The organism is Natrinema sp. 74, from assembly GCF_046097095.1.
Lineage (GTDB): Archaea > Halobacteriota > Halobacteria > Halobacteriales > Natrialbaceae > Natrinema.
Genome location: NZ_CP175698.1, coordinates 974076 through 999016, shown reverse-complemented (window position 1 = coordinate 999016; position 24941 = coordinate 974076). Strand labels below are relative to the sequence as shown.

Annotated in this window: 19 protein-coding genes; 7 read left to right on the top strand and 12 right to left on the bottom strand. The window is 66.4% G+C overall.

All coding sequences use genetic code 11. The features are described 5' to 3' along the window. Positions 1-267: 267 nt before the first annotated feature. The 4 genes from ACJ70B_RS04960 to ACJ70B_RS04945 all read left to right on the top strand — a co-directional run bounded on the left by ACJ70B_RS04960 (position 268) and on the right by ACJ70B_RS04945 (position 4981). A complete protein-coding gene (locus ACJ70B_RS04960; RefSeq protein ID WP_408959304.1) occupies positions 268-1329 on the top strand; it encodes a TAXI family TRAP transporter solute-binding subunit in 1062 nt (353 codons plus the stop codon). A 6-nt stretch (positions 1330-1335) separates the two neighbouring features. Next, a complete protein-coding gene (locus ACJ70B_RS04955) occupies positions 1336-3342 on the top strand; it encodes a TRAP transporter permease (RefSeq protein WP_408959303.1) in 2007 nt (668 codons plus the stop codon). A gap of 57 nt (positions 3343-3399) precedes the next feature. Continuing rightward, positions 3400-4098 carry a phosphoribosyltransferase gene (locus ACJ70B_RS04950; protein ID WP_408959302.1) on the top strand — a complete coding sequence of 233 codons (699 nt, stop codon included), beginning with the start codon at positions 3400-3402 and terminating at the stop codon, positions 4096-4098. Between the two features lie 154 nt (positions 4099-4252). Continuing rightward, positions 4253-4981 carry a sporulation protein gene (locus ACJ70B_RS04945; RefSeq protein WP_408959301.1) on the top strand — a complete coding sequence of 243 codons (729 nt, stop codon included), beginning with the start codon at positions 4253-4255 and terminating at the stop codon, positions 4979-4981. A gap of 46 nt (positions 4982-5027) precedes the next feature. Here the strand turns inward: ACJ70B_RS04945 and ACJ70B_RS04940 are convergent, their stop codons facing one another. Then, positions 5028-6485, bottom strand: coding sequence for an MATE family efflux transporter (locus tag ACJ70B_RS04940; RefSeq protein ID WP_408959300.1), 1458 nt, complete (start codon positions 6483-6485; stop codon positions 5028-5030). A gap of 165 nt (positions 6486-6650) precedes the next feature. Here ACJ70B_RS04940 and mtnP point away from each other — a divergent pair, with 165 nt between their 5' ends. Continuing rightward, a complete protein-coding gene (gene mtnP, locus ACJ70B_RS04935) occupies positions 6651-7508 on the top strand; it encodes an S-methyl-5'-thioadenosine phosphorylase (protein ID WP_408959299.1) in 858 nt (285 codons plus the stop codon). Here the strand turns inward: mtnP and ACJ70B_RS04930 are convergent, their stop codons facing one another. The 4 genes from ACJ70B_RS04930 to ACJ70B_RS04915 all read right to left on the bottom strand — a co-directional run bounded on the left by ACJ70B_RS04930 (position 7509) and on the right by ACJ70B_RS04915 (position 13508). Further along, positions 7509-8177: a hypothetical protein gene (locus ACJ70B_RS04930; protein WP_408959298.1), complete on the bottom strand. Its 669-nt coding sequence runs from the start codon at positions 8175-8177 to the stop codon at positions 7509-7511. A 299-nt stretch (positions 8178-8476) separates the two neighbouring features. Beyond that, positions 8477-9541 carry a segregation/condensation protein A gene (locus ACJ70B_RS04925; protein ID WP_408959297.1) on the bottom strand — a complete coding sequence of 355 codons (1065 nt, stop codon included), beginning with the start codon at positions 9539-9541 and terminating at the stop codon, positions 8477-8479. Further along, positions 9534-13106, bottom strand: coding sequence for a chromosome segregation protein SMC (gene smc / locus ACJ70B_RS04920; RefSeq protein ID WP_408959296.1), 3573 nt, complete (start codon positions 13104-13106; stop codon positions 9534-9536). Before smc ends, ACJ70B_RS04925 begins: the two co-directional genes overlap by 8 nt. 93 nt (positions 13107-13199) lie before the next feature. Beyond that, positions 13200-13508, bottom strand: coding sequence for a hypothetical protein (locus ACJ70B_RS04915; RefSeq protein ID WP_408959295.1), 309 nt, complete (start codon positions 13506-13508; stop codon positions 13200-13202). A 148-nt stretch (positions 13509-13656) separates the two neighbouring features. On the opposite strand from ACJ70B_RS04915, the gene ACJ70B_RS04910 reads away from it, so the two are divergent. Further along, a complete protein-coding gene (locus tag ACJ70B_RS04910) occupies positions 13657-14514 on the top strand; it encodes an SDR family oxidoreductase (RefSeq protein ID WP_408959294.1) in 858 nt (285 codons plus the stop codon). 2 nt (positions 14515-14516) lie between these two features. After that, positions 14517-16592: an AMP-binding protein gene (locus ACJ70B_RS04905; protein WP_408959293.1), complete on the top strand. Its 2076-nt coding sequence runs from the start codon at positions 14517-14519 to the stop codon at positions 16590-16592. Between the two features lie 3 nt (positions 16593-16595). On the opposite strand, the gene ACJ70B_RS04900 is transcribed toward ACJ70B_RS04905, so the two are convergent. From ACJ70B_RS04900 to ACJ70B_RS04870, 7 genes are all read right to left on the bottom strand, one after another. After that, the gene (locus tag ACJ70B_RS04900; RefSeq protein WP_408959292.1) at positions 16596-17837 is read right to left on the bottom strand and encodes a hypothetical protein; all 1242 of its coding nucleotides are present in this window, start codon (positions 17835-17837) and stop codon (positions 16596-16598) included. Further along, positions 17834-19117 (bottom strand): Glu/Leu/Phe/Val family dehydrogenase, encoded by a 1284-nt coding sequence (locus ACJ70B_RS04895; protein WP_408959291.1) that lies wholly within the window; start codon positions 19115-19117, stop codon positions 17834-17836. The genes ACJ70B_RS04900 and ACJ70B_RS04895 overlap by 4 nt, the downstream gene beginning before the upstream one ends. A gap of 69 nt (positions 19118-19186) precedes the next feature. Then, entirely contained in the window at positions 19187-19576 is a 390-nt protein-coding gene (locus ACJ70B_RS04890; RefSeq protein ID WP_408959290.1) for a helix-turn-helix transcriptional regulator, read from the bottom strand. A gap of 86 nt (positions 19577-19662) precedes the next feature. Beyond that, positions 19663-19989 carry a hypothetical protein gene (locus ACJ70B_RS04885; protein WP_408959289.1) on the bottom strand — a complete coding sequence of 109 codons (327 nt, stop codon included), beginning with the start codon at positions 19987-19989 and terminating at the stop codon, positions 19663-19665. Positions 19990-20174: 185 nt separating this feature from the next. Then, entirely contained in the window at positions 20175-21716 is a 1542-nt protein-coding gene (locus tag ACJ70B_RS04880; RefSeq protein ID WP_408959288.1) for a cbb3-type cytochrome c oxidase subunit I, read from the bottom strand. Beyond that, positions 21713-23089, bottom strand: coding sequence for a transporter (locus ACJ70B_RS04875; RefSeq protein ID WP_408959287.1), 1377 nt, complete (start codon positions 23087-23089; stop codon positions 21713-21715). Before ACJ70B_RS04875 ends, ACJ70B_RS04880 begins: the two co-directional genes overlap by 4 nt. A gap of 100 nt (positions 23090-23189) precedes the next feature. Continuing rightward, positions 23190-24695, bottom strand: a complete 1506-nt coding sequence (locus ACJ70B_RS04870) for a permease (RefSeq protein ID WP_408959286.1) — start codon at positions 24693-24695, stop codon at positions 23190-23192. Positions 24696-24941 lie beyond the last annotated feature (246 nt).

Here is a 24941-nt window from a genome sequence, read left to right as displayed (position 1 = left end):
GACCTCGGAACCCGTCATGGTATCGTCTTCCCGTGGCGAAGAGCCGGACCAAATACGGAGTCGGCCAGCGATGGCGGGGTGAGAACGATCGGCTGCGAGGTCACTCTACGTTCGCGTTCACGAGACACTCCTGAAAACCTGTAGCGTCTGTTTCTGCAACTCCGGTTCGTCGCGATGACTGTCGTCGTTAGCATTGGAAATATATGCTATTGAACGTCATACAACTTTACAATAGTTTCATTGGCCACGAGGAAGCGGATACTGTGTATGGTATCAATTACCAGGCGTAGGGTGCTGGAAGCGGCGAGTGGGATCGGAGTCGGTGCGTTAGCCGGTTGTCTCGGCGGCGGTGGTAACGGTGGTGCGACGTCGCTGAGCGTCGGCATTCCGAGCGCGAGCACGACGACCGGTGCGGCGAGTAACTCCTTCCAGCGAGTCGTCAAGAACCAGTCGGGCGACACCGAGCCGGCCGGCGAGATCCGGTGGCAAAACCAGGAAACGGGTGGGGACCCGCCGAGCCTGCGACAGTTCTCGCAGGGCAACCTCCAGGCGCTGACTGCGGGGAACTTCATCGTCGCCTCGGCTCAGGAGGATCTCCCGCCGTTCCAGGAGCGACCGCTGGACACGCTCCCGAACCAGCTGTTTTCGATCACGCCGCTGCACATGCACGTGCTTTCCGTCACGGGGTCCGGTATCCAGACGACCGACGACCTCGTCGGGAGCAACTTCTGGCCGCTGCCGCCTCAGTGGGGACTGCGCCAGCAGGCCGAGACCGTCTTCTCGAACGCCGGCCTCTGGAGCGAACTCCAGAACTCTGACTCGATCGTCGACGCCGGTACCGGCGACGTGGCCGGCCTCATCGAGGAAGGGAACATCAACGCGATGATGGGGTACGGTGCTGGCTTCACGAACCTCGCCGGCTGGGCGACGGAGGTCGACGCCCGCGCCGACCTCCAGCTCGTCTCGTTTTCCGATAGCCTCGTCGAGGCCGCGAACAATACCCGCGGGACGAGTCACAGTCGGATCGACGTCTACGGGTGGCAACAGCAGAACTTCCAGCAGAATCAGATGGACGTCTACGGCGCGGACTTCCAATTCTGGATCGACAGCGGCGTCTCCCGCGATGTCGGCTACGAACTCGCGACGATCAGCAACGAACACACCGCGGCGATTCAGGAGGGCCAACCCGCCTACCTCGACCACAGCAAGCCCGAGACCATGGCTAGCCTCTATCTCGAGGATGTCCCGGTCCATCCGGGGCCGTACGACTTCCTCGAGGAGCAGGGCGTCGACATGAGCGCGTACACCCGCGGCGAGACCAGCGGATAGTGGTCCATGAGCGAGACCCAGAGCGAGCCGCCCGTCCGGTCGCCGCTGGCGCTCCGTCGCGAGCACCTGCTGAACAATCTCGTCACGGTTGTGGCCCTGCTTTTCTGGGCTCGGGTCTTGCTATACGCGCTCAATCAGGAGGTACCGCGAGCGAAGTACGGTGCCGTCTTCCTCGCCGGTGGCGTTCTCATCTACACCCTCGACGAACTCAGGGGACTCGAGCGGGGCGACTGGCTCGAGCGCCTCGGGTTGTGGGCGTGTGCGATCATCGGCGTCGCCGTGCCGGCCTACGTCTGGGTGCACTACGAGGTGCTCGAGACGACGCGGATCGGGTACGCGTTAGGCTACGAGTACGCCATCGGCGGTCTGTTCGCGCTCGTCGTCCTCTATCTGACCTATCGGGCGTTCGGGGCCGCCTTCGCCGGCGTCGTAGTTGCCTCGATCCTGTATGCCTTCTACGGCAACCTGATCGCGGGTCTGCTAGGCCACGGCGGCATCGGAATCAGGCAGATCATCAATCTGCTGACGATGGAGTTCGACGGCTTCTTCGGCTCGATCACGCAGATCGTGGCCGCCTGGGTCGCGCTGTTTTTACTCTACGCGGGGCTGATGCGCGGTTACGGGGCCTTTCAGCTCATCATGCGGCTGTCGTTCCGGACGGCGAAGTACCTCCGATCGGGGGTCGCCCAGTCGGCGGTGATCTCGAGTCTGATCGTGGGGTCGATAAACGGGGCCCAGACGGCAAACGCGGCGATGACGGGCTCATTTACGATTCCGTTGATGAAAGAGAGCGGAATGAGGGCTGACTCGGCCGGCGGGATCGAAGCGGTCGCTTCCTCCGGCGGGCAGATCATGCCGCCGGTGATGGGCGCGGCCGCGTTCGTCATGGCCTCGCTCATTCCGGGAATCGGGTACGTCGACGTCCTCATCGCCGGGATCATCCCCGCACTGGTGTTCTACATCTCCGTGGCCATCGGCGTCCACTACATGTCGGTCAAGCAACTCCCCGAGGGCGGTATCGACCTCGAGCAGCGCATCGACGACCTCGAGGAGGGATATCACCCGGTGATCGAGGCGATCCGCTTTGGCGTGCCCTTCGCCGTGTTATTGTACACGCTGGGAATCGCCCAGTGGACGGTCATCAGCTCCGCGCTGTACACCTGCGCGGCGATGGTCCTGACCGGCGCGGGAATCCCCATTGCGCTGAGCGCCGTCGACAGCGACGAGCGCGTCGGCGAGACGAGCCTCGAGGCGCTGAAGAACACGATCTCGGGATTCAGATTCGGCGCGGTCACACTGGCACCGATCGCGATCATCATCGCGGCGGTCAACGGGATCGTCGACCTGCTGAACGCGACCGGTCTCCCCGGCAAACTCTCGCTCGCACTGGTCGGCGTCGCGGGCGGGGTCCTGTTGTTCACGACCATCCTCGCGATGGTCGTCTGTCTCGTGCTGGGACTGGGGATGCCGACCGTGGCGGCGTATACGATCGTCGCCTTATTGATCGCGCCGACGCTGACCGGTGAGTTCGCCATCCCCTCACTCGCCGCGCACTTCTTCGTGTTCTACGCGGCGATTCTCTCGGGGATCACGCCGCCGATCGCCATCGCGGTCGTCGTGACCACTGGTATCGCCGAGTCGAACTTCTGGAAGACCGCCCTCGAGGCGCTGAAACTCGGCCTGCCGCTGTTCGTCCTCCCGTTTACGTTCATCTACAACCCTGAAATCGTGACGGGTGGCTTCGATCTGGCGACGGCCGGGTCGGGCCTGATCGTCCTGCTCGGTGCGGTCGCGATCACCCACGGTCTCAACTGCGCGCCGCAGCCGTTCGGGGCCCCGTCGCCGCTGAGCTACGGCGTCCGCGCGGTATACGTCGCACTCGGCGTCGCCGCGATGGTCTGGCCGGCGACGATGCCCCGGATCGGGGCCGTCGCCGTCGCGCTCGTCCTCATCGGGCTCCAGACGCAGGTGACCCGCGATACCGGCTTCGGCCCCATCGCCGAGGGCGAGTGAACCGTTTCAGCCAACTTAAGGGGCCCGCGCTCGAGACACCGGGTAGGTGGCCATTAGATGTCCGACCTACCGGACGATTTCGACTGCACGATAACCAACTGGGAGTACATTTACGGCCTGTGTCGCGACGTGGCCGACGACGTACGCGACGACGAATTCGAACCGGACGTCGTCGTCGCGCTCGCTCGCGGTGGCTGGTTCGCGGGGCGATGTCTCTGTGACTTCCTCGGTCTCGACGATCTGACGAGCCTGAAGATGGAACACTACGTCGGCACCGCCGAGAAGTCCGGCGAGCCGACCGTCCGCTATCCGATGCCGGAAGGCAGCGTCGAGGACAAGGACGTACTCATCATCGACGACATCGCTGACACCGGCGGCTCGATCGAACGCGCCTACGAGTACGTCGACGACCGCGACGCCGGCGAGGTCCGCACCGCGACCCTCCAACTGCTCGGCACCAGCGAGTTCCAGCCCGACTACGTCGGCGAACAGCTCGAGGAGTGGACCTGGGTCGTCTACCCGTGGAACTTCATCGAGGACATGGTCGACCTCATCTCGAGCGCCATGGAGAAGGCCGACCAAGAGACGTTTACGAACGACGAGATCCGTCACTTCCTCACCGAACACCACGGCGTCGAACGCATCGAGATGGAGATCGCCCAACCCGACCGGCTGCCCGAAGTCCTCGCCGAGATGGACCGACGCGAGGTGCTCGAGTCGGCCGGAGCCGACGAATGGGCGCTCATCGGCGACTAGCGTGTCTCGGCCGATTTGACCGTTCGCTTCTCGACTTCATCCGCCGTCACTGCTCCGACGCCGTCGCTGTCCGCCGTGAACCCAACCGTCGTCGATCGGCGCTGGTGTCAATCAGACAAAGTATTTAAGGGACGGCTCCGATCCGTCGTATCGGATGAAACGCATTCTCTCGAGCCTCGGAATCGGTTCGGCGACGGTTGATACGGTCCTCCCAACGACGCTTACGGCGGGCGATTCCGTCGACGCGCGCGTCGATGTCACCGGCGGCAACGACGCGCAGGAAGTCGACAGCATCTACTTCGCGCTGGCGACGCGCTACGAGACCGACGAGAGCCGCGGCACGGCGAAGATCGAGACGTACGACCTCGCGGACTCCTTTACCATCGAACCCGACGAGGAGCGGTCGTTTACCGTTACCATTGACGTGCCGTACCACACCCCCGTCACGCTGGGGCGAACGAACGTCTGGCTCGACACCGGCCTCGATATCGACTGGGCGGTCGACCCGGACGACCGCGACCCCATCCAGATCGAGCCCGATCCGCTCCGCGAGACGCTGTTCGACGCCCTCGAGTCGCTCGGCTTTACCCTCCGAACGGCCAAGTGCGAGGCCACCGAGTCGCTGTTCGCGAGCCGCCGCTTCGTACAGGAACTCGAGTTCGTTCCCCGATCCGGCCCCTTCGCGGGCGATCTCGACGAACTCGAGGTCGTCACGCTCCCCGAGGAAAACGGCTTCGACCTGCTGCTCGAGGTCGACCGCCGCGGCGGTCTTCTGGCCGAACACTTCGACGCAGACGAGCGCTACGACCGCGTCTCGCTCCAACCAGGCGACGAGGCCGACCTCGAGCGTCGGCTGCGAGCGGCGATCGAGCGGAATCTCTGATCGGGAGTCTGCCCCGACTCACCATCCGCGGCGGTCCCGACCGCCGTTACTCCGCGACCGACTCCGACTCGGTCGCCTCGGCCGTGCCCTCGGTCGGCCTCGAGCCGTCCCCGCTATCGCCGACGATCGACCGCTTCCACGTCCCCCGCGTGAACCACGCGGTGGCCGCCACCGCCCCGGCGATGTCGCCGATGACGACGCCCGTCCAGACGCCGGTCGGTCCCCAGTCCGCGACGAAGACGAGCGCGTAGGTGACGGGCACGCGGACGATCCAAAGCCCGAACACCGCGAACGCGAGCGCCGTCTTCGTGTTGCCGGCCCCGCGGAACGCACCCTGAACGACCTGCAAGACGCCCATAAACGCGAAGCCGACCGCGGCGAAGCGGAGGTAAGTCGCGCCGTAGTCGATCGTCGCCGCTTTCCCCGCCGCGTCGGCGGTGACGAACACCGAGACGAACGATTCGGGGAACAGCGCGGCGACCGCACCCGCCGAGAGCATGATTGCCGCGATCGCACCCGCGGCGATCCGGACCGCTCGAGCCGCCCGGTCCGGTTTCCCCGCCCCCAGGTTCTGGCCGACGATCGTGTCCGTCGCCTGTCCCAGCCCGAGCGCCGGCAGGAAGGCCAGCGAGATCAACCGGTTGCCCAGCCCGTAGGCCGCGACGACCGCCGGCGGGAAGGTTACGACCATCGCCGTCATCGCGACGAGTGCGAGGGCCGTCATCGACTGCTCAAGCGCCGACGGCGTCCCCAGCCGCGTGATCTTCGCGACGTACGCCCAGCGCGGGCGGAGGTGTGCGGGCCGGATATCCGGCCCGACATCCGTGTAGTACAGCAGATAGAACCCGATCAGGGTCGCGAGCGCGCGCGAGATGAGCGTCGCGACGGCAGCGCCTTCGACCTCGAGACGTGGGAACGGGCCGACGCCGAAGATGAACAGCGGATCGAGCGCGAGGTTGAGGACGACGCTGACGAGCATCACGCGCATCGGTGCACGCGTCGTCCCGTAGCCGCGCATGAGCGCGACGAAGACGTAGAAGCCGAAGAGAAAGGGGAGTCCGAGGAAGAAGATCCGGAGGTAGCCCGCCGCGAGCGGAAGGATCTCGGCACCTGTCTCGGCGTCGGCGGGCAGGGCTGCCAGCATCGGCTCGGTCGCGACGAAACCGAGCGCGCCGAGGGCGGCGGCGACGAGCGAGACGAACGACAGCGTCTGGCCGGCGATCAGCCCCGCATCGCCGCTTTTCGCGCCGGTGTGCTGGGCGATCAGGATCGCGCCGGCCGTCGTGAAGCCGCCGCCGACTGCGATCAGCAAGAAGAGAAGCGGAAAGGCGAGGCTTACCGCCCCCACCGCGTCGGGCGAGAGCGCGCCCAGCCAGAAGGTGTCACCCACGTTGTAGGCGACCTGCAGGAGCTGGATGACCACCAGCGGCCACGCCAGTCGAAGCATCGGGCGGACGAGCGGGCCGTCGGTGAGCCCGCCGTCGGACTCCTCGCGAACTGCCATAGCCCAACAGTGACGACCGCGCTACTTGGGTGCTCCTGAGCCGTGATAGCGCCGGCCACTGCCGGCGAACGGTCGCTCTTCCCACGCTCGTCGGCGGCTCGCGCCGCCGGACGGGAGCGAGGTGAGATCCGGAGCTTTAGGGCGCTGGTCGACGCATTGCTGTGCATGACCATCGGCGTTATCGGCGGGAGCGGACTGTACGAGGCGCTGCCGCTCGAAAACACGCGCAAAGCGGCGGTCTCGACGCCCTACGGCGAGCCGAGCGAGGCGATCACGATCGGGGAACTCGGCGGACGGGACGTGGCTTTCCTCCCGCGTCACGGCGCGGACCACCGGCATCCGCCAAGCGACGCGCCCTACCGGGCGAACCTCTACGCGCTCAAATCGGTCGGCGTCGACCGCGTGATCGCGACGAACGCGGTCGGGAGCCTGCGCGAGGACCTGCCCCCGCGGACGCTGGTCGTCCCCGATCAGCTCTTCGACCGGACCAAGCACCGCTCGCCGACGTTCTTCGGCGATGGAATGGTCGTCCACATGGGATTCGCGGAGCCGTACTGTCCGGCGCTGGCCTCCCATTTGGCTGAATCAGCCCGCAAGGCGACCGACGGCGACACCGGGGTCGAGGAGGACGGCACCTACGTCTGCATCGAGGGGCCGCAGTTCTCGACGAAAGCCGAAAGCGAGTTCTACCGGTCGCAGGGCTGGGATATCATCGGTATGACCGCGATTCCGGAGGCCAAACTCGCCCGCGAGGCCGAACTCAGCTACGCTACGATCGCCGGCGTCACCGACTACGACGTCTGGAAAGAAGACAGCGAGGTCTCTCTCGAGGAGGTCCTCGAAAACGCCGCGGCCAACGAAGACGCCATCAACGCAGTCGTCGAACGCGCTGTCCGGACGATGCCCGACGACTTCGAGAGCGAGGCCTGGACCGCACTCGAGGGGACGATCAACACTCCCCCGGAAGCGATTCCTGAGGCGACTCGCGAGCGCGTCGAGTTGCTGGCCGGCGACTATCTCTGATTACTCGAAAGCGCGTTTGAGCTCGAGCGCCGTCGTCTCGTCGGTCCGGTCGACGCGTCGGGCGGACTCGAGTCGGGGCGTGTCGGGTGCCGCGGGGGGCGTCGTGGCCGCAGCCGACGCATCCGGGCTCGAGCGCGACGGCCGTTCGGGCTCCGATCGGTGGCCCACATTTGCCGTCTGGTTCCGGTCCCCCGTCGCAGCGTGTCCCGGTGTCGGCTCCGGCGACCGGTTTGAAGCAGGATCGTCGCTCGCGGCGACGCCGTCCTCGAGCGGCGCGCAGTCGGGACAGAAGTCGTTGTGCCCCCACTCGAGGGTGTGTAGCGGCACGCCGAGGACGACGATTTGCTTGGCGTAGCGGCGATGTGTTCCCGACTCGGCAAGCGTTCCGCAACGAACGCACTCGCGTCGCTCGGCCCCGAACGGCTCCTCCTCGAAGCGGTACTCGAGCCCGAACGCGTGGGCCGGATAGAGCGGCAGTTGACTCGCGAGGTGAAGGCCGACGAGGGCCAGTAGGAAAAGCAGCGCCGAGACCCACATCCCGATCACTGGGTCGATAACGGTGATCGGCCCGACCAGTGCTCCTGCGAGGAGGGCGATCGGAAGCAGTTTCCGGAGCAGCGCGAACGTCTCGACCCAGGTGCGAAAGAGGACGTCGTCCGGTCTGGGCATCGCCCCGACGTTTCGCCGGTGCGGGCTAAACGCTTGTGGGCGCGAGAACAGGACCGAGGACTGTTGAGTTGTGCGTCAATATGTCTAACATAGGGCCAATACTCCAGCGAAGAGGCTACCGACGGCGACGGGTTCGACGACACGCCGGTAAGCGACCTCACCGAAGCCGATGTCGACCGGCGGTTGGACGCACCAACGAGGTGCCGGTCGTCTCTACGCCGGTAGCTGAGAGGAGGTTCAATCATTCGTTTTGAATCTCGGGTTCGAACGGCAGTAGCGACACCGTCCCACCACGGGGGTCAGTCTGCGATCGCTTCGCTTGCCTCGGGCTCCACCGCGACCCGCTGTATCCAGAGGTCGCCGAACAGTTCGTCCTGCTCGAGCGTGACTCGCCCGCGATGGGCCAGAAAGAGCAGTGCGAGGTAGGTCATCACGCGCGTGCCGCCGATCTCGTCGATCTCGGCGTAGAGCACTTCGTCACGGCCCCGCTCGTAGTGGTCCTCGAGTTCGGTCTCCACGTCGTCGATGACCGACTCGATGTCCTCCTCGTGGGTCGTGTGGGTCACGTCGTCGCTGGTCGGCTCGTCGTCGACCCGGACGTCGTCGTCCGAGTGGTAGTTTAGCTCCTGGACGCCGCGGTCGTATCCCTTGGGAGAGTCACTCGTGTCGTAACTCCGGGACTCTTTCCACCAGGTGTCGCGCTCGGCGGTCCGCAGTTCGCGAACCAGTTCGTCCAGCGTCTCCGGCTTTCCGCGGGCGTGTTTGCGCTCGAGTCGGCGCTCCATCTCTTCCTCGAGGTTCTCGATGGGATCGTATCCCGACGGGTACTCCCGGTTGCCTTCCTCGGCGTCCATCGCGCCGTCGTCGGCGAAGGGAGCCTCCCACGGCGGGAGTTCCGCTTCCTCCTCGGGCTCGTCGGCCGCAAACAGCTCGTCGCTTTTCATCCGCAGAAGGACGCTCGCGTAGAACAGCGCCCGCCCCGATGTGCGGAGGTCGGCGTCCTCGATCGCCTCGAGGAACTTGTCGGTGACGCGGACGACGTCGATATCCCACGGATCGATCTCGCCGTCCTCAGCGAGTTGGACGAGCAGTTCGACGGGCTCGACTTCCTCGTCGTCTCCGTCGTCCGCGGGATCGGCCCCGGCGTCGGTGAACTCGAGGACCGACTCGTCGGATCCGTCCAGACTCGTCTCGCCCGGTCGCTCGCGGTTCTCGTGGCCGGTGATGTTCAGTGGAACGTCGTCGTCGGCCCCAGATTCACTGCTCGCGGCTTCGCCGTTCGGTTGTTCAGAGTCGCTACCAGACTCCCTGCTCGCGGCTTCACCACGCGCTCTCTCGGAGTCGCTACCCGACTCTCTAGTCATCGGCAGGAACCTCCCCACTACTCAGATCGATCCCGGTCACCGCGCTCACGTTGTCCTGTTGCATCGTGACGCCGATCGCTCGCTCGGAGCGGTCGAGCATCGCTGAGCGGTGGGAGACGACGACGAACTGGGCCTTCTCGGAGAGTTCGTCGACCATCTCGCCGATGCGCTCGGCGTTGACCGCGTCGAGGAAGGCGTCGACCTCGTCTAACGCGTAGAACGGAGCCGGGTTGTGCCGCTGGATCGCGAAAATGAAGGCGAGTGCGGTCAGCGACTTCTCGCCGCCGGACATCGCGTCTAACCGCTGGATCGGCTTGTCGCCCGGCTGGGCCTTCATCGTCAGCCCGCCGTCGAAGGGATCGTCTTCGTTCTCCAAGTGCAGCGTTCCGGTCCCCTCCGAGAGCTTCTCGAAGATCTCCGTGAACTGCGCGGCGATTTCGTCGTAGGAGTCCATGAACGTCTGCTTCTTCTGGGTCTCGTACTGCTCGATCCGGTCGCGGATGCCCTCTGCTTCCTCGACCAGCGTCGCCTTCCCCTCCTCTAACTCCTCGAGATCGGTTCTGACCTCGTCGTACTCGTCGATCGCGAGCATGTTCACCGGCTCCAGCGCCTCCATGTCGGCGTCGAAGACTTCGATCATTTCGAGGACGGTGTCGTGGTCGGGCACGTCCTCGGGGTCGTAGTCGCCGACTTCGCTCTCGAGGGACTCGATCTCCCACTCTAAGCTACTCGCGCGCTCACGGGCGTCCTCGAGTTTGCTCTCAACGGCGTTGACCCGGTCTTGCTGCTGGTCGCGTTTCGTCCGGGCCTCGGATAGCTCCTCCTTGAGGTCGCTCCGGTCGGACTTCAGTTCGGTGAGCTCTGCCTCTAACTCCTCGACCGCCTCGCGTTTGTCCGCGAGTTCGTCGCGCTTTCCGTCGATCTCCGCTTCGAACTCCTCGATCCGCTCTTCGTGTTCGGCTTTCCGATTTTGCGCGGCTTCGATGTCGTCGTGGCGGTCCTCGATGGCGTCCTCGGCGTACTCCTTCTCGAGACTGAGCTCGTTTACCTTGCCGTCGAGCTCTTGAATGCGGTCCTCGCGCTCGTCGATCTCGGCCTCGAGTGTCTCGATCTGCTCGGTCAGCTCGGGGATCTTCGAATCGGCGAGTTCCGTCTCGAGCTCGTCGATGTCGGCTTCGATCTCCTCGACCGCCGCCGTCTTCGACTCGATCTCCGCGGAGATCTCGTTCATCCGCTCGTCGACCGATTCGCGCTCCTCGCGGAGCTCTGCGAGGTCGTCCTCGAGGTCCTCGATCTCCGTCTCGATGCGCTCGCGTTTCTCGTCGAGCCCCTCGAGTTCGGACTCGATCGATCGCACCTCGTCTGCCGCATCGCTCTTGCGGTCGCGGGCGTCGTCGAGGCGCTCCTCGACGTCGCGCAGTTCCTCGCGGAGGGATTCGCGTTCCTCCTGTAGTTCGGTGATCTGTGTAGCGACGCGCTCGAGTTGGCCTTCGCCACCGCCGGTAAAGGAGTAGCGGGAGCCGCCGCCGGAACCGCCGGTCATCGCGCCGCTTTTCTCGACCAGATCGCCGTCGAGCGTGACCATCCGGTAGTCGCCCATGTACGAGCGGGCGGTCTCGATGTCCTCGACGACCAGCGTATCGCCGAGGACGTACGAGAAGACGCCGGCGTACTGGTCGTCGAAGTCGACGAGGTTGTACGCGAAGTCGACGATGCCCGGGTCGCTGGGAGCCGACGACAGCCGGCGCTGGCTCATGTCCGTCAGCGGCAGGAACGTCGCCCGGCCCGCGTTGCGTGATTTGAGGTGTTCGATACACTGCTGGCCGATGACGTCGTCGTCGACGACCACGTTCGCGAGCCGGCCACCCGCTGCCGTTTCGCATGCTACGGCGTACTCGCCCGCGACAGTCCCGAGTTGGGCGACCGCGCCGTGGACGCCGTCGATCCCCGAATTGAGGATCGTCGTCACCGCGCGGCCAAAGGAGGAGTCGCCGCTCTCGCCCGCATTGGCCTCGAGTTCGGCATACTCCTGCTGTTTGGCCTGAATCTCGTCGTCTAACTCGTCGAGGTCGGACTGGAGCCGACGCTTCTCGCCTTTCAGGTCGTCGACGACCTCCGCGATGTTCGACCGATTTCGCTCGGCTTTCTCGAGTTCGCGCTCGAGGTCGTTACGTTCGCTTTCGATTTCGGGAATCTCTTCGCGGCGGTCCTCGATCGTCGCTTCTTTCTCGCCGATGGCGTTCGAGCGCCGTCGGGCCTCGTCGAGCAGGCGGTCTTGCTCGCGCTGGAGGTCGTTCTTCTCGGTTTTCGCGTCCTCGAGTTTGTCCTTTCGCTCTGCGAGATCGGCTTTGAGCTCGTCGAACTCGGTGTCGACGGCCTCGATTTCGGCCTCGAGGTCGTCGCGTTCGGTCTCACGTTCCTGAATCTCGCTTTTGATCGAGGCCTTCTCGAGTTTGTGCTCGCGCATCTCGCTTTCGAGGTCGTCGATCGTCTCCTGCTTGCGATCGATCTGGACGAACGCCTCGCGGCGTTCTGATTCGGCCTCCTCGATTGCCTCCTTGCTGGCTTCGACTTTGTCCTCGAGACGCGAGATGTCGCCTTTGATCTCCTCGATTTCGCTTTTGATCCGGAGCTGTTCGTCCTCGCCCTTGCGCTCGATTTCCGCGTTGAGATCCTCGAGGTCTTCCTGTAAGCGGACGACTTTCCCCTCGCGTTCGTCGAGTTCCCGCTGGAGGTCGCGGAGTTCGTCCTCGCGGTCGTCGACCTCGCTCTCGAGGGAGTCGAGTTCGTCGCGTTTCTCCTCGAGTTCGCTGGCCTTCTTGTAGCCCTCGTACTCCTCCTTTTCGCGGCGCAGGCGGCGGTAGCGCATGGCCTGCCGGCGCTCGTCGGCCAGCTGGTCGAGTCGGTCGCGTTTCTCCTCGATGCGGAGTTCGGCCTCGTCGATCCGCTCTTGGACCGTCTCGAGTTCCGCGAAGGCGTCTTCCTTCTTGGCGTCGAACTCTGCGACGCCCGCGATCTCGTCGATGATCTCCCGGCGGGCGTGGGGCGTCATGTTGATGATCTCGGTGACGTCGCCCTGCATGACGACGTTGTATCCCTCCGGGGTGACACCGGCCTGTGCGAGCAAGTCCTGAATGTCAGAGAGGTTGACCGAGCGGTCGTTCAGGTAGTAGTAGGAGTAGTAGTTGTCTTCGGTCTCCTTGACCCGCCGTCGAATCCGAATCTCGTCGACGTCGCCGATGTCGTCGCTGCCCGCCGCGTTGACGACCTGCGAGCGCTCGAGAGTCGTATCGGAGTTGTCGAGGATGACCTCGACGGTGGCCTCGCGGGGGCCGGTCGAGGCGTCGCCGTCTTCGTGGCCGGGGTTGTAGATGAGATCGGTCAGCTTCTCGGCGCGGATGCCACGAGTTCGGGCCAGTCCGAGCGCGAAAAGGACGGCGTCGATGATGTTCGACTTACCGGAGCCGTTCGGGCCCGTGACGACCGTGAAGTCCTCGTAGAACGGAATCTTGGTCTTTCGGCCGAAACTCTTGAAGTTGTCTAGGACGAGCGCCTTGATGTACATTCTCGTTGCGAGTCCTCCGTTCCGCAGTACCCGTCGCCGCGGAGTCGGATCGCGGTAGCGCTCCCGTCCTCTCCGCCGCGGCGTCGGCCGCAGTTACGCGACAATAATGTCGTCGCTACCTGAGTCTTCCGTTTCGTCGCCGGTCCCTCGTTTGTCGTCGGCGTCGGCCGTCGCTTCGGCCACCTCGTCGGGTTCGGCTTCGGGCGTCTGTGCCGCTTCCGTTTCCGACTCCGACTCCTCGCTGCGCCGATCGGGGACACGCGTCGGGGTGTCAGCATCGAGTTCGGCCTCGAGGACGCGGATCCGCTCTTTTGCCTCTATCAGTTCGTCGGTCAGTCCCTCTACCGTCGACTCGAGTTCCGCGACCGTCGATTCGAGTTTTTCGACACGATTGTTCGACATACCGTCTAGGGGTCGATCCGCCCACATAAACGTACGTCAGACGACCATAATATTCCTTACATTTGTGTGAGTCGACGCCCGCGCTCGGTCGTGGTCGAGCGCCGACCACCTTTATCGTGGTCCGTGCAGTCGGCTACCGTGAGAACGCATGTCCCAGCAACAGGTCACGGCGCCTACGGTCTCGAGCGAGGAGATCTATCGATTCCCGGATAATTCGTTCACTGGTCACAATGTCTGTCTCGTGACGGGCGCGGCCTCCGGTATCGGCCGCGCGACCGCGCTGGCCGCCGCCGGCAATGGGCTGACCGTCGCGGCCACCGACATCGACGAGGACGGGCTCGCGGGCACGGCCGACCGTGGCGAGGACCTCGGCCTCGAGGGGACGATCGAGCCGGTCCCCGGGAACCTGACCGACGACGACGACATAGAGCGCGTCGTCGAGGAGGCCGCCGAGTTGGGCGACATCACGTATCTCGCGAACGTCGCGGGGATGCAACACATCGATCCGATCGACGAGTTCCCGATGGAGACCTATGATCGGATGCACCGAATCATGCTCCGGGCACCGCTGTACCTCTCGAAGCTCTGCATTCCGCACTTCCGGGAGACAGCGGACGGTACGGGCTGTGTCGGCAACATGGCCTCCGTCCACGGCCACTACGTCACCAGCGACAAGGTCGCCTACAACGTCTCGAAGTTCGGCCTCCGCGGGCTGACCCAGTCGATCGCCGCCGAGGGCGACGGGAAGATCCGGGCGTTCTCGATCAGCACCGGCTACGTGAAGACGCCGCTGGTGACGGCCCAACTCGAGGACACGGCCGAACAGCGCGGCATTTCGGTCGACGAGGTGATCGAGGACGTGATGCTTGGCCAGTCTCGCGTCACGGAGATGATGGAACCGATCGACGTCGCCAATCTTTTCTTGCTTGGCTTTTCGGACCTCGGCCGACACTTAGACGGCGGCGACCTGTTGTTTGATGGTGGCATGACCCTTACCTACGAGTAACAATGCCCGGGAACACGAGTCCGAGTCTCGAGGACATCGACGAGATCGTCCACGAGCCGAGTCGGGAGTTCGTCGAGTCGACGAACGTCTACGACTTCATGCAGGAGTACGGGATCGAGGACTACGACGAACTCATCGAACGAACGACGACCGACCTCGAGGGCGAACCCGACAGTGGCGTCGACTGGTTCTGGGACGAACTGGTCGACTACCTCGGGATCGAGTTCTACGAGGAGTACGACGACGTCCGGGACGACGAAGAGGGGCCGCAGTTCACCGACTGGTACCCCGGCGGCGAACTCAACGTCGCCCACAACGTCGTCGACCGGCACGCCGACATCGACGAGGAGCGGCGCAACACGGTCGCCACCATCTGGGAGGGCGAAGACGGCGAGGTCCGTGAGATTACTTACCACGAACTCCACAGGCAGGCGAATCAGGTGGCGAACGCCCTCGAGGAGCGCGGCGTCGAGACGGGCGACACCGTCGGGCTCTACATGCCAATGGTCCCCGAGGTCGTCTCGATCCTCTACGGCTGTTTCAAAGCCGGGGCGATCGCCGTCCCGATCTTCTCGGGATTCGGCGTCGACGCGGCCGCGACGCGGATCGAAGACGCCGAGCCGAACGTACTGTTCACCGGCGACGGCTTTTACCGGCGCGGCGACCCGGTCTTCCTGAAGTCAGCGGCCGACGAGGCGATTGCAGACGCCGGCCACGTCGAGCACACGATCGTCTTCGACAGACTGGGCTCGAGTACCAAAACGAGCGAGCACGAAATCCCGTGGGACGACGACCGCGACGAATGGTGGCACGACGTCGTCGAGACGCGAGACGACGAGTACGAGACGAAATCGCTTCCGAGCGACCAGGAGTCGATGCTCCTCTATTCGTCGGGGACGACGGGCCAGCCGAAGGGGATCGTCCACACCCACGCCGGCGTACAGGTCCAGTGTCCGAAGGAGGTCTACTTCGGGATGGACCTCAAGCCCGCCGACCGATTCTTCTGGGTGTCGGATATCGGCTGGATGATGGGGCCGTGGACGCTGATCGGGACGCACACCTTCGGCGGCACCGTCTTCATGTACGAGGGTGCACCGGACTACCCCGATCCCGACCGCTTCTGGGCGATGATCGACCGCCACGACCTCACCCAGTTCGGCATCTCGCCGACCGCGATCCGGGCGCTCAGAAAGCACGACAAGCGTCAGCCGACGTCCGACGAGCCATCCGGCTCCGACGGAGCCAGAGACGACGAGTGGCTCTCCGGCCACGACCTCTCCTCGCTGCGAATCCTGGGGTCGACGGGCGAGCCGTGGGACCCAGAATCCTGGCGCTGGTTCTACGAGAACGTCGGCGGCGGCGACGCCCCGATCATCAACATCTCCGGGGGTACCGAGATCTGCGGGTGTTTCCTGATGCCGATGCCGACCCAGCCGCTGAAACCCTGTACGCTCGGCGGCCCGGGTCTCGGGATGGATATCGACATCGTCGACCGCGAGGGCAACTCGATCAAAGACGACCACGAACGGGGCTACCTCGTCGCGCGGGATTCCTGTCCCTCGATGACGAAATCGCTGTGGTCGGGCGACGAGCGCTACTTAGAGGAGTACTGGTCGACGTTCGAGGACATGTGGAACCACGGCGACTGGGCCCAGCAAGACGAGGACGGCTTCTGGTTCCTCCACGGCCGCGCCGACGACACGTTAAACGTCGCCGGCCGCAAGGTCGGCCCCGCCGAGGTCGAGGGCGCGCTCATCGACCACGACGCGGTCAACCAGGCCGCCGCCATCGGCGCGCCCGACGAGACGACCGGCACCGCCGTCGTCGCCTACGTCGTCCTCGAGGCCGGCCGCGAGGAGACGGACGACCTCCGGGAGGAACTGTACGCGCAGGTCGGCGACGAACTCGGCAAACCGTTCCGCCCGCGCGAGGTGCTGTTCGTCGACGAGTTCCCCAAGACGCAGTCGGGCAAGATCATCCGCAGAGCGATCCAGGCGACCTACGTCGGCGAGGACCTCGGGGATATGAGCAGCATCGAGAACCCGAGGGCGTTGGAAGAACTCGAGGACGCGCGATAGCCGTCACCGACCGGCGTCGCGCCCGCTCGAGCCTGACCGCCGATCGCGCTCGATGATGACGCCGCCGGCTCCAACCGCGACGTCGACGGGGGCGGTCGCCAGCCCCGCATCGACGTCTGCACTCGAACGGGCGAGCGCGAGGCCGAACAGCGACTGTTCGGTCGGCGTCTCGCGTGCGAGCCAGCGGACGCTCTGGTCGCGTTCGTAGAGTCGGCCGCCGCTTGCGACCGCGACCGCGTCGGAACCGATCGACCGAATCGATTGCAGGTCTCCCTGACCGACGGACAGCGGCGTCCAGTTCTCGCAGTGGGGGTCGTACCGGTAGGCGATCCCGTCGGCTCCGGCGATGAAGACGGACGCCTCGTCCGCCCAGACGTCCTGGAAGTTGACCTGTGCGTTGTCGACGCCGATTCGCTGCCACTCGTCCGTCGGGGAGGTGTCCGTCGGTTCCGTGTCCGCCGGTGTGCCGTCTCTGGGATCGCTGCTCGGAGACGGGCGCTCGCTCGAGTCGTCGGATCGGGTCTCGAGGTAGGCCCCGCCGCTGGTGTCGACGGCGTAGAATCCGTCGGGGCCGGCAGTCAGGCCGGTGATCGTCGACCCGCCGCCGGGTTCGACGACCGCGCCCCAGGTCGGACAGCCGTCCTCGACGATGCACTCGAGGACTTCACCGGACCCGTTCGCAACGCGGACGCGCTCCGAATCGGTCTTCCCGGTGACGGCGATCGCTTCCCAGGTGCTGGTCTTCTCCATCGGCGCGGAGTAGTCACTGAGGTGGCCGTCGGCCACGTCGTAACACCCCAGCGCGCCGCTGTCGCCGGCGAACCAGAGCCGGCAGCCGTCGTCGGTCGCACCGATGGCACGCAGGGTGTTCTCCGCGACGCCGGGGCCACGTTCCAGGAGGACGCGCCAGCCGTCGTCGCCCCGGTGGAGCAAGAGCCCGCCCTCGCCGCAGGCGTAGGGGCCGTCCTGTCCGTGGACGACGTCGTAGAGGGTCTTCGATGCGGGGGAATCAGCGAGTTCCCAGCCGGTCGCCGCGTCGTCGCTCGAGCCGGCTCCGACACTCGAGGCCGCGCCGCCGGTGGGATCGCCGTCGGATCGCGGTTCCCCGTCGCTCGTCGAGCCGTCGGCGGGACGGGTCGCCGCACGGTCGCAGCTCGCGTCGTCTTTCTCGTCGCTCTCCGGTAGCTCGATGCGCCCCAACCAACCGCGAGCGTCGCGCAGCGACCGCTCGAGCCGGTCGATCATCGAATCACCTCGTGGGCCGCCGCGACGCGAGAGAGCCCGACGCTGTAGGCGGCCTCGCGCCAGTTCAGCCGACAGCTCTCGCGCCGATCACGCACGTCGTCGACCGCGCCGGTGAGCGCGTAGCCGAACTCGTTGGTCGCGCAAGCGTCGCTCATTCGGTCACGGCCGTTGCTGCCGAGCCACTCGAGGTGGGCCGCGATCGGCCGGCCGACCGTCGCAAGCACGTCGGGGACGACGGGGATATCGCGCTCCGCGAGGACGGACTGGCCGCCGGGAGTGACGCTCCCGGTTGCCCCCTCGACGACGAGGTCGGCCGCGATCGCGTCGGCGTTTTCCGCGGTCACGACCGTCGCGGGCTCTGCGAGGACCAGCACGTCCACGTCCCGTTCGAGGACGTTCTCCGTGCCGGTCATCGTCCCGTCGTCGTACGCCGAGAGCGCGTCCGGCCGCTCGAGGTAACTCGGGACGAGGTCCGTATCGAGCCCGTTCTCGCCTTCGGAGGCGGTGAGCCCGGCCTGATCGCTGCACATGGCGATGACGGTACCACCCTGGAACTCGAGGAGGCGGGCGGCCGTCGCGCCGAGGTGGCCGGTGCCGTAGACGGCGATCGTCGCGTCGGACAGCGGCCGGTCGTGGTCGGTCTCGAGGACGTCCTGCGTGACGTGGGCGACGCTGTGGCCGCTTGCACGAGTGATCGCCCGTATTCCACCCAGCGCCGGCGGTTTGCCGGCGACGGCCCCGCGTTGTGGGCCGTCGGGGCGAGCGTCGACGGCGTCGGCGACCTGCGCCATGGTTCGTTCGTCGGTCCCGACACCAGGAGTGAGAACGTCGGTTTCGGGGCCGACGCCGGTGACGCGGGTCGCGTACGAGCGAGTGATGCTCACTCGTTCCGAACGGGAGAGCGTCGTCGGATCGATCGCAATTCCGCCCGCGGCACCGCCGAAGGGAACGTCGGCGATCGCGGCGCTGACGGTCGTCGCGGCCGCGAGGCCGGCACAGTCGTCGCCGGTCAGGCCGAGAGCGTACCGATGTGGCCCCAGGTAGGGGCCCCGAACGCCGTCGTGGCGAACGCGGTACCCCTCGCAGACGCCGTGGGAACCGTCGTCGCGTTCGAACGGCACCGTGATTCGCTGTCGCTGGCGGGGGTAGAGGAGTCGTTGCTCGATCTCGTCCGGAAGCGTGAGACGACGCGCGGCAGCGGTCGCGTACGTCCACGGGGCGTCGAGATCGGGGTCTGTTCGGCTGGGCTCGTCGCTATCGGTGTCGTGAAATGAGGTCATGGTAACGGGGATGGAGTCGGCAAATCGCACGTCCGCGACCGCCGCCGATGCGAACGCGGACGGGTGGGGTCACGGAAGGTCGCAGAACAGGCAGCGACGCTCCCACTCGTAGTGTTCCTCGAGGCGTTCGTTGGCGTGCGTACTCGGCCGGTAGGCGTTGGTTCGGCCGTCGAGTGGATGTTTCTCGACGTAGCCCTCTTCGACGAGTTCGCCCAGGTTCTGGTAGAGCCGTCCCTGGTTGATCTCCTCGTCGTAGTAACAGTCGAGTTTGTCCTTGATGACGAGTCCGTGGGGGTTGCGGTCCGCGAGCAGCCGGATGACGAACAACTGGTCGCGTTTGAACCCGGTGAGGTTCGTCAGCGGCCGCGGATTCGAGATTTCGTCGGTCGGCCGTTCCTCGCCGTCGTCGGGACTCGATTCGTCACAGTCGTCGGTATCGGTGGGGGTGTGATTCGACATCGGTTCATCATCGGCGGCGACGCCGCCGAAACTACGCGCGGGGATCGAACCCGCAGCCGGCCCGGATCCGGACGTAGCGAGCGGCCTCAGGGCCCGAACTCCTTTCGATGTTCTCGGTAGAGAACCGCGACGAACACCGCGAGCGGGAGCAGACCGAAGATCACGAGCACGAGTCCGGCATCGATGGTGGTGGGAAGTTGTAAGTGAGTGAAGAAGTACGACAGGACGCCGATCGCGGCCGCGAGCAACAGCGTGATACACGACGCGACGAGTCCGAAGCTCAGCTTCCGATACGTCCATTTGAGGTTGTCCGACCGGCGCAACAGGTTGATCAGGACGACGGTCGACGGAATCGTGATGGCGATCAGTTGAACGAGCATCAGTGCGACGTCGGTGCTTGGGGTAGTTGACATGAATGAGGGGATGACCGCCGGACAGCGGGCGGAACGCGCATCTGCGGTGGTCGAGTATCGATACAACTGATCGACGCGGCTACCGTGGCGATCGACAGGACGGTCGCCATCGAGACGCTCGTCGCGACCGAATCCGGTTCGCTGGCTACGCGGGCGGCGAGCCCGGTCGGACGACAGCTCGGACTCTACCGCCATTCGCGTGCGTGCGACGGACCGTCCGCGAGCGACCACGGATCGTCGGGTGCGGAGCCTTCGCCCACCAGCGCGCGAGCGAGGGCCGCGAGGAAGACGAACTGGCCGGCTGCGATGACGTAGACTCCGACGGTCGCGAGCCGGTGAAGCGGGGCGTAGGCCGCCGGATACGTCGCCGCCCGTCGCGGGAGCTGTGCCAGCCCGACGACCAGCAGCGCGCCGAACGTGACGGCGATTCCGACGACCGTCAGCCAGCCGTGCAGCCGGGCGAGCCCCGGCTCGAGCCGCCGTCCCGTCAGAAGCGGACACCAGTAGTATGCGCCGGCGACGAGCGCCAGTCCGACGAAGCCGGCCAGCAGCAGGTGGAAGTGAGCGACGACGTAGTAGGTCCCAGTGTAACGGATATTGATCGGGACGGCGGCGAGGAAGACGCCGGTGACGCCCCCGCCGACGAAGAAGCCGACGGCGGCGACGGCGGCCAGCATCGGCGCGGTATAGCGGATCGCGCCGCCCCACAGGGTCGCGAGCCAGGTGTAGAGCTTCGCCGAACTCGGCAGGGCCACCGCCAGCGTGGTGAACATAAAGACCGTCCGAACGGACGGGCGCATGCCGGTCACGAACATGTGGTGGGCCCAGACGGTAAAGGAGACGACGCCGATCGCGAGCGTCGAGTAGACCGATGAGCGGCGACCGGCCAGCCGTCGGCCGGCGAATCGCGGTAGGATGTGACTGACGATTCCCATCGGCGGCAACACCAGAATGTACACCAGCGGATGCGCGAAGAACCAGAACAGGTGTTGCCAGGCCAGCGGCCCGCCGTCGCCGATGAGAAAGGCGGTGCCAAACGTCCGATCCGTGAGCAGTAGTGCGACCGTGACGGCGAGCACGGGAAAGGCGACGACCGACATCGCCGCGCTCGTCAGCACCGTCCAGGTGAACGTGTCCACGTCGAGCCACCTGATCTCGCGACACCGCCGGATCGTGACGACGAAATTGATCGCCGTCGCCGCGGTGCCGACGGCCACGAGCAGGAGACCGACCAGCACGGCGTCGACCGCCGGGTTCGGCGACAGGATGCTCAGTGGTGGGTACAGCGTCCAGCCGCTCGCGACCGGCTCGAGTCCGGCCAGGCCGAGAATTCCGCCGATCGTGCCCGCCCGGAGCGACAGGGCCGCGGGGACCTGCAGCCAGAACGCCCAGACGCCGAGCCGGGGAAACGCGGTCCCGTCGGTCCCGGTCAGCGGCGGGACGGCCGCGTAGGCGAACCCCCAGATCGCCGGCAGGGCGAATAGGAACAGCATCGTCAACCCGTGAGTCGTGAAGAAGGCGTTGTAGGTCTCGGCCGTCCACCGGTCGAGTTCCGGTGTGACCAGCGCGGTCCGAAGGAACAGCGCGTCGAGCCCGCCCCACAGTCCCATCGCGAGCGCGAGGCCGAGATACCAGCGACCGAGCCGACGGTGGTCGATCCGTGAGAGCCCGGCGAGAGAACGGCCGGCCTCCTCGAGTGCCCGTCTCGGCGTGGATGCCCGGCTCATCGGTACCCGTCGAAGCTGAACGCACGGACCAGTTCGCGAACGCCAAGCAGGCCGACGGTCGTCGCGGCGGTGACGGCCACGACCGGATCGATCGCGTACAGCACTCCGCCGATCAGCGGCGCGGGAACGATCGCGGCTCGGACCGCCGTTCGGACCTCGGCGGGGAGTTCCGTCCCGGGGACCGGCGCGGCTCGAGCGCTCGTCCCGACCGTCGGCCGGATCGGATCGATGGCGGTGCGACAGCCGAGCGCGCCGAACAGGGCGGCGATGACGGCGGCTCGAGCGGGCGCGGCGACGAGCGCCATCGGGAGCAGCGAGACGCCGGTCAGGCCGAGCGCGAGCAGGTGTCGCCGATCGATTCGCGAGATGAGCGCGGGTGACGCCACTGCACCGAGGACCGCGCCGCCGGCCTCGGCGAGGACGAACAGCCCGAACGCGGCGGCCGGCGAGAGCGAGAGGCCGCCGACCGCGAGCCCGATCGATCGGTACTCGGCGATCAGGAGGATCAGATACGGAACGATTCCCGCGATCGACACTCGGACGAGCGCGTCGCCGATGACGGCCCACCGCCGGCGGTCGGGGAGCCGCGAGACAGCGTCCCGGACGACGGTGAGGGTGGGGGTGGCGTCGTCCGATCGTCCGTGGCTCGGCGGCCAGTCACCGAGTAGCGGCGGGCGGTCCCGAACGGTTCCCAGCGCGATTGCACCGACGAGGGCGGCCGCAGCGCCGGCCGCCGCGAGGAGCGCGAAGCCAGCACCGACGGCGTCGGCGCTCGCGACTGCTGCCGTCGCAACCACCGCGGCGGCCGCGACGCCGATCGCACCGACGACGATCCGCGTTCGCCGGTCGGGCACGGCCACCCGTCGGGGCGATCGATCGTCGGTCTCGTCGGCCTCGAATGCCGCCGCCCTCGAGCGTGGCGTCGCGGCGCGCGTCTCGCCCGGCCATAGGCGTCGCGCGGGCCCGCCGGCGTGCCATCCGCCGAGGAGGATGACGCCGAGTGCGAGCCAGCCAAGCGCGGACAGCGGCGTTCCGAGCAGGGCGTCGAGCGTCGGTGCGCCCGCCCAGGCGAACAGGCCGATCGCGGCGAGGGTCGTCGCCAGCACGGCGGCCACCGTCGACTGCACCTCGAGTTCGGTCGCCGTGTCGCCGTCGGCCGTCCCGAACGGTCGTTCGAAGGCTGCGACGGCGACGCCCAGCCCGAGGGTCGCGAGCGAGCCGACGACGATCGGGCCGTAGCCGAGCGCGGCGAGGAACTCGGGGAGGTAGCGTTCGGTCAGGCGGATCAGCCCGTGGGTCGCCACGAGGGCGACGAGACAGACGAGTCGGACCGGATCGCTACGGTCGGTGCTGTCGGTCGATGGTAGTGTCATGAGTACTGAGACGGTGGGATCGATTGGTTGGCGGCGCGAGACTGTCGGCTCGAGCGGTCTGAACAGGTCGGACGATGTGGCGGCCGGGGTCGGTGCGCTCTTACTCTAGCCCGCGGTCCTCGAGCGCGTACGCGATCCGCTCGAGGGTCTTGTGGGCGTAATAGAGGACGCCGGCGACGTGGGGTGCAAGTCGGTTGCCGAGCCGGACGCGCTGGTCGGGCTCGAGGGCGACGTAGAGCTGGACCGCGAGGATCGGGGTAGCAACGACGTTGAACAGCGCCGTGAACGTCCCTGAGACCGAGCCGCCGGCCGCGCTGTGAGCCGGTACGAGGCCGAGACCGCCGAAGACGAGTTCGACGGTGAGGCCGGCAACCACCGCCGCGAGGAAGAACGCGACGAAGATGACGGCGGCCATGCGGGTGCCGTAGTAGCGCCGGTAGGTGCGAACCAGTGGGAGGATCAGCAGGTCCGCGAAGATGAAGGCGAGGACGCCCCCGAAGGAGACGCCGTTGTCCCAGAGGACGACCGCGAAGGGGACGTTGCCGACTGAACAGAGGAACGTCACCGCGCCGACGACGGCCCCGAGGACGACGTTCGAGACGGACCGGACCGCGGTCCCCTCCGCGCCGACGCCGAAGAGGGCGGTCCACCACGCGGTCGGGACGAGCGCTGCCAGCAACCCGGCGATGAGAAAGCCGAGCGCGATGTCGCGCCAGAGCATATCCCACTCGCGGATCGCGTTCGCGGTCGCCGACCGCCAGCGGTCCGCCTCGAGCAGTTCGGGGCCGGCGGTGACCCCCGCTCGATCATCGCTGGGATCGTACGCACCGCGACACCCGCCACAGCAGAAGTACCGCCGTTCGCCGTCGAACTCTCGAGCGATCGTGGCTTCGTCGGTCGGATCGGCGGCCATTCCGCAGGTCGCACACTCGATCTCCTCGAGCGCCCGCGCGTGGGCTCGCGCCCGTTCGACCCACGATTTTGGGACGAACCGGCGGTAGACGACCGCGATGACGGCGACGGCGACGAGCCCGCCGACGATCTCGGCGGCGGCGAACTGCCACCCCAGCAGGATCGTGACGACGAGCGCGAGCTCGAGGACGAGGTCCGTGCTGGCGAACTGGAACGCGCCCAGACTGGCCGCGGCCGAGGCACCCTTGGTAAACAGCGTCCGGGTCGTCGCCACCGCCGAGAACGAACAGCTCGAGGAGGACGCGCCGAAGAGAGTGCCGTAGCCGATCTCGCGCCAGCCGTCGTCGCCGAGGTAGTCGGTCAGGCGCTCCTCGGAGACGAACTCCTGGACGGCACCGGTGATCGTAAAGCCGAGGACGAGCGCCCACCAGGTGTCCCAGGCCATCCGGGCGGCGATGAACACGCCCTCGAACAGCCCGAGGACGAACGCGCCGAGCAGTCCGACGAGCCGGGCCGCGAACGCGAGCCCGCCGCCGTTCGGCGCGACGGATCCCGGCCCGGTCGACTGGGCGACTGCGATCGGCCACGGTGCAAGCTCGCTGTGATCGATCGCAAGCGACAGGACGGCGAGGAGCCGCCCCGCTGCCGGTGCGATGCTGGACGCGTCGGTGAGAGGGGGTATCGCTGAGAGCATGGCGGGGGATCGCAGTGACCGTCCGTGAGGACGTGAACGAGGAAAGCGCCCGACCGAAGCCGCCGATCGGACAGTAGCGACTGTGGTGTTCGGCCAGGGGGTCATCCGCGCCGGTGGCGCGTCGCCCGGGCCTACCAACAGCAATAACCAATAGATTGCGCCCTATAAAAATGGACGAAACCTAGAGAATTCGGAGTACAACCGAAGCGTTCGCCAGGTTGACGACGGACGCTCGGTCACCGTCGG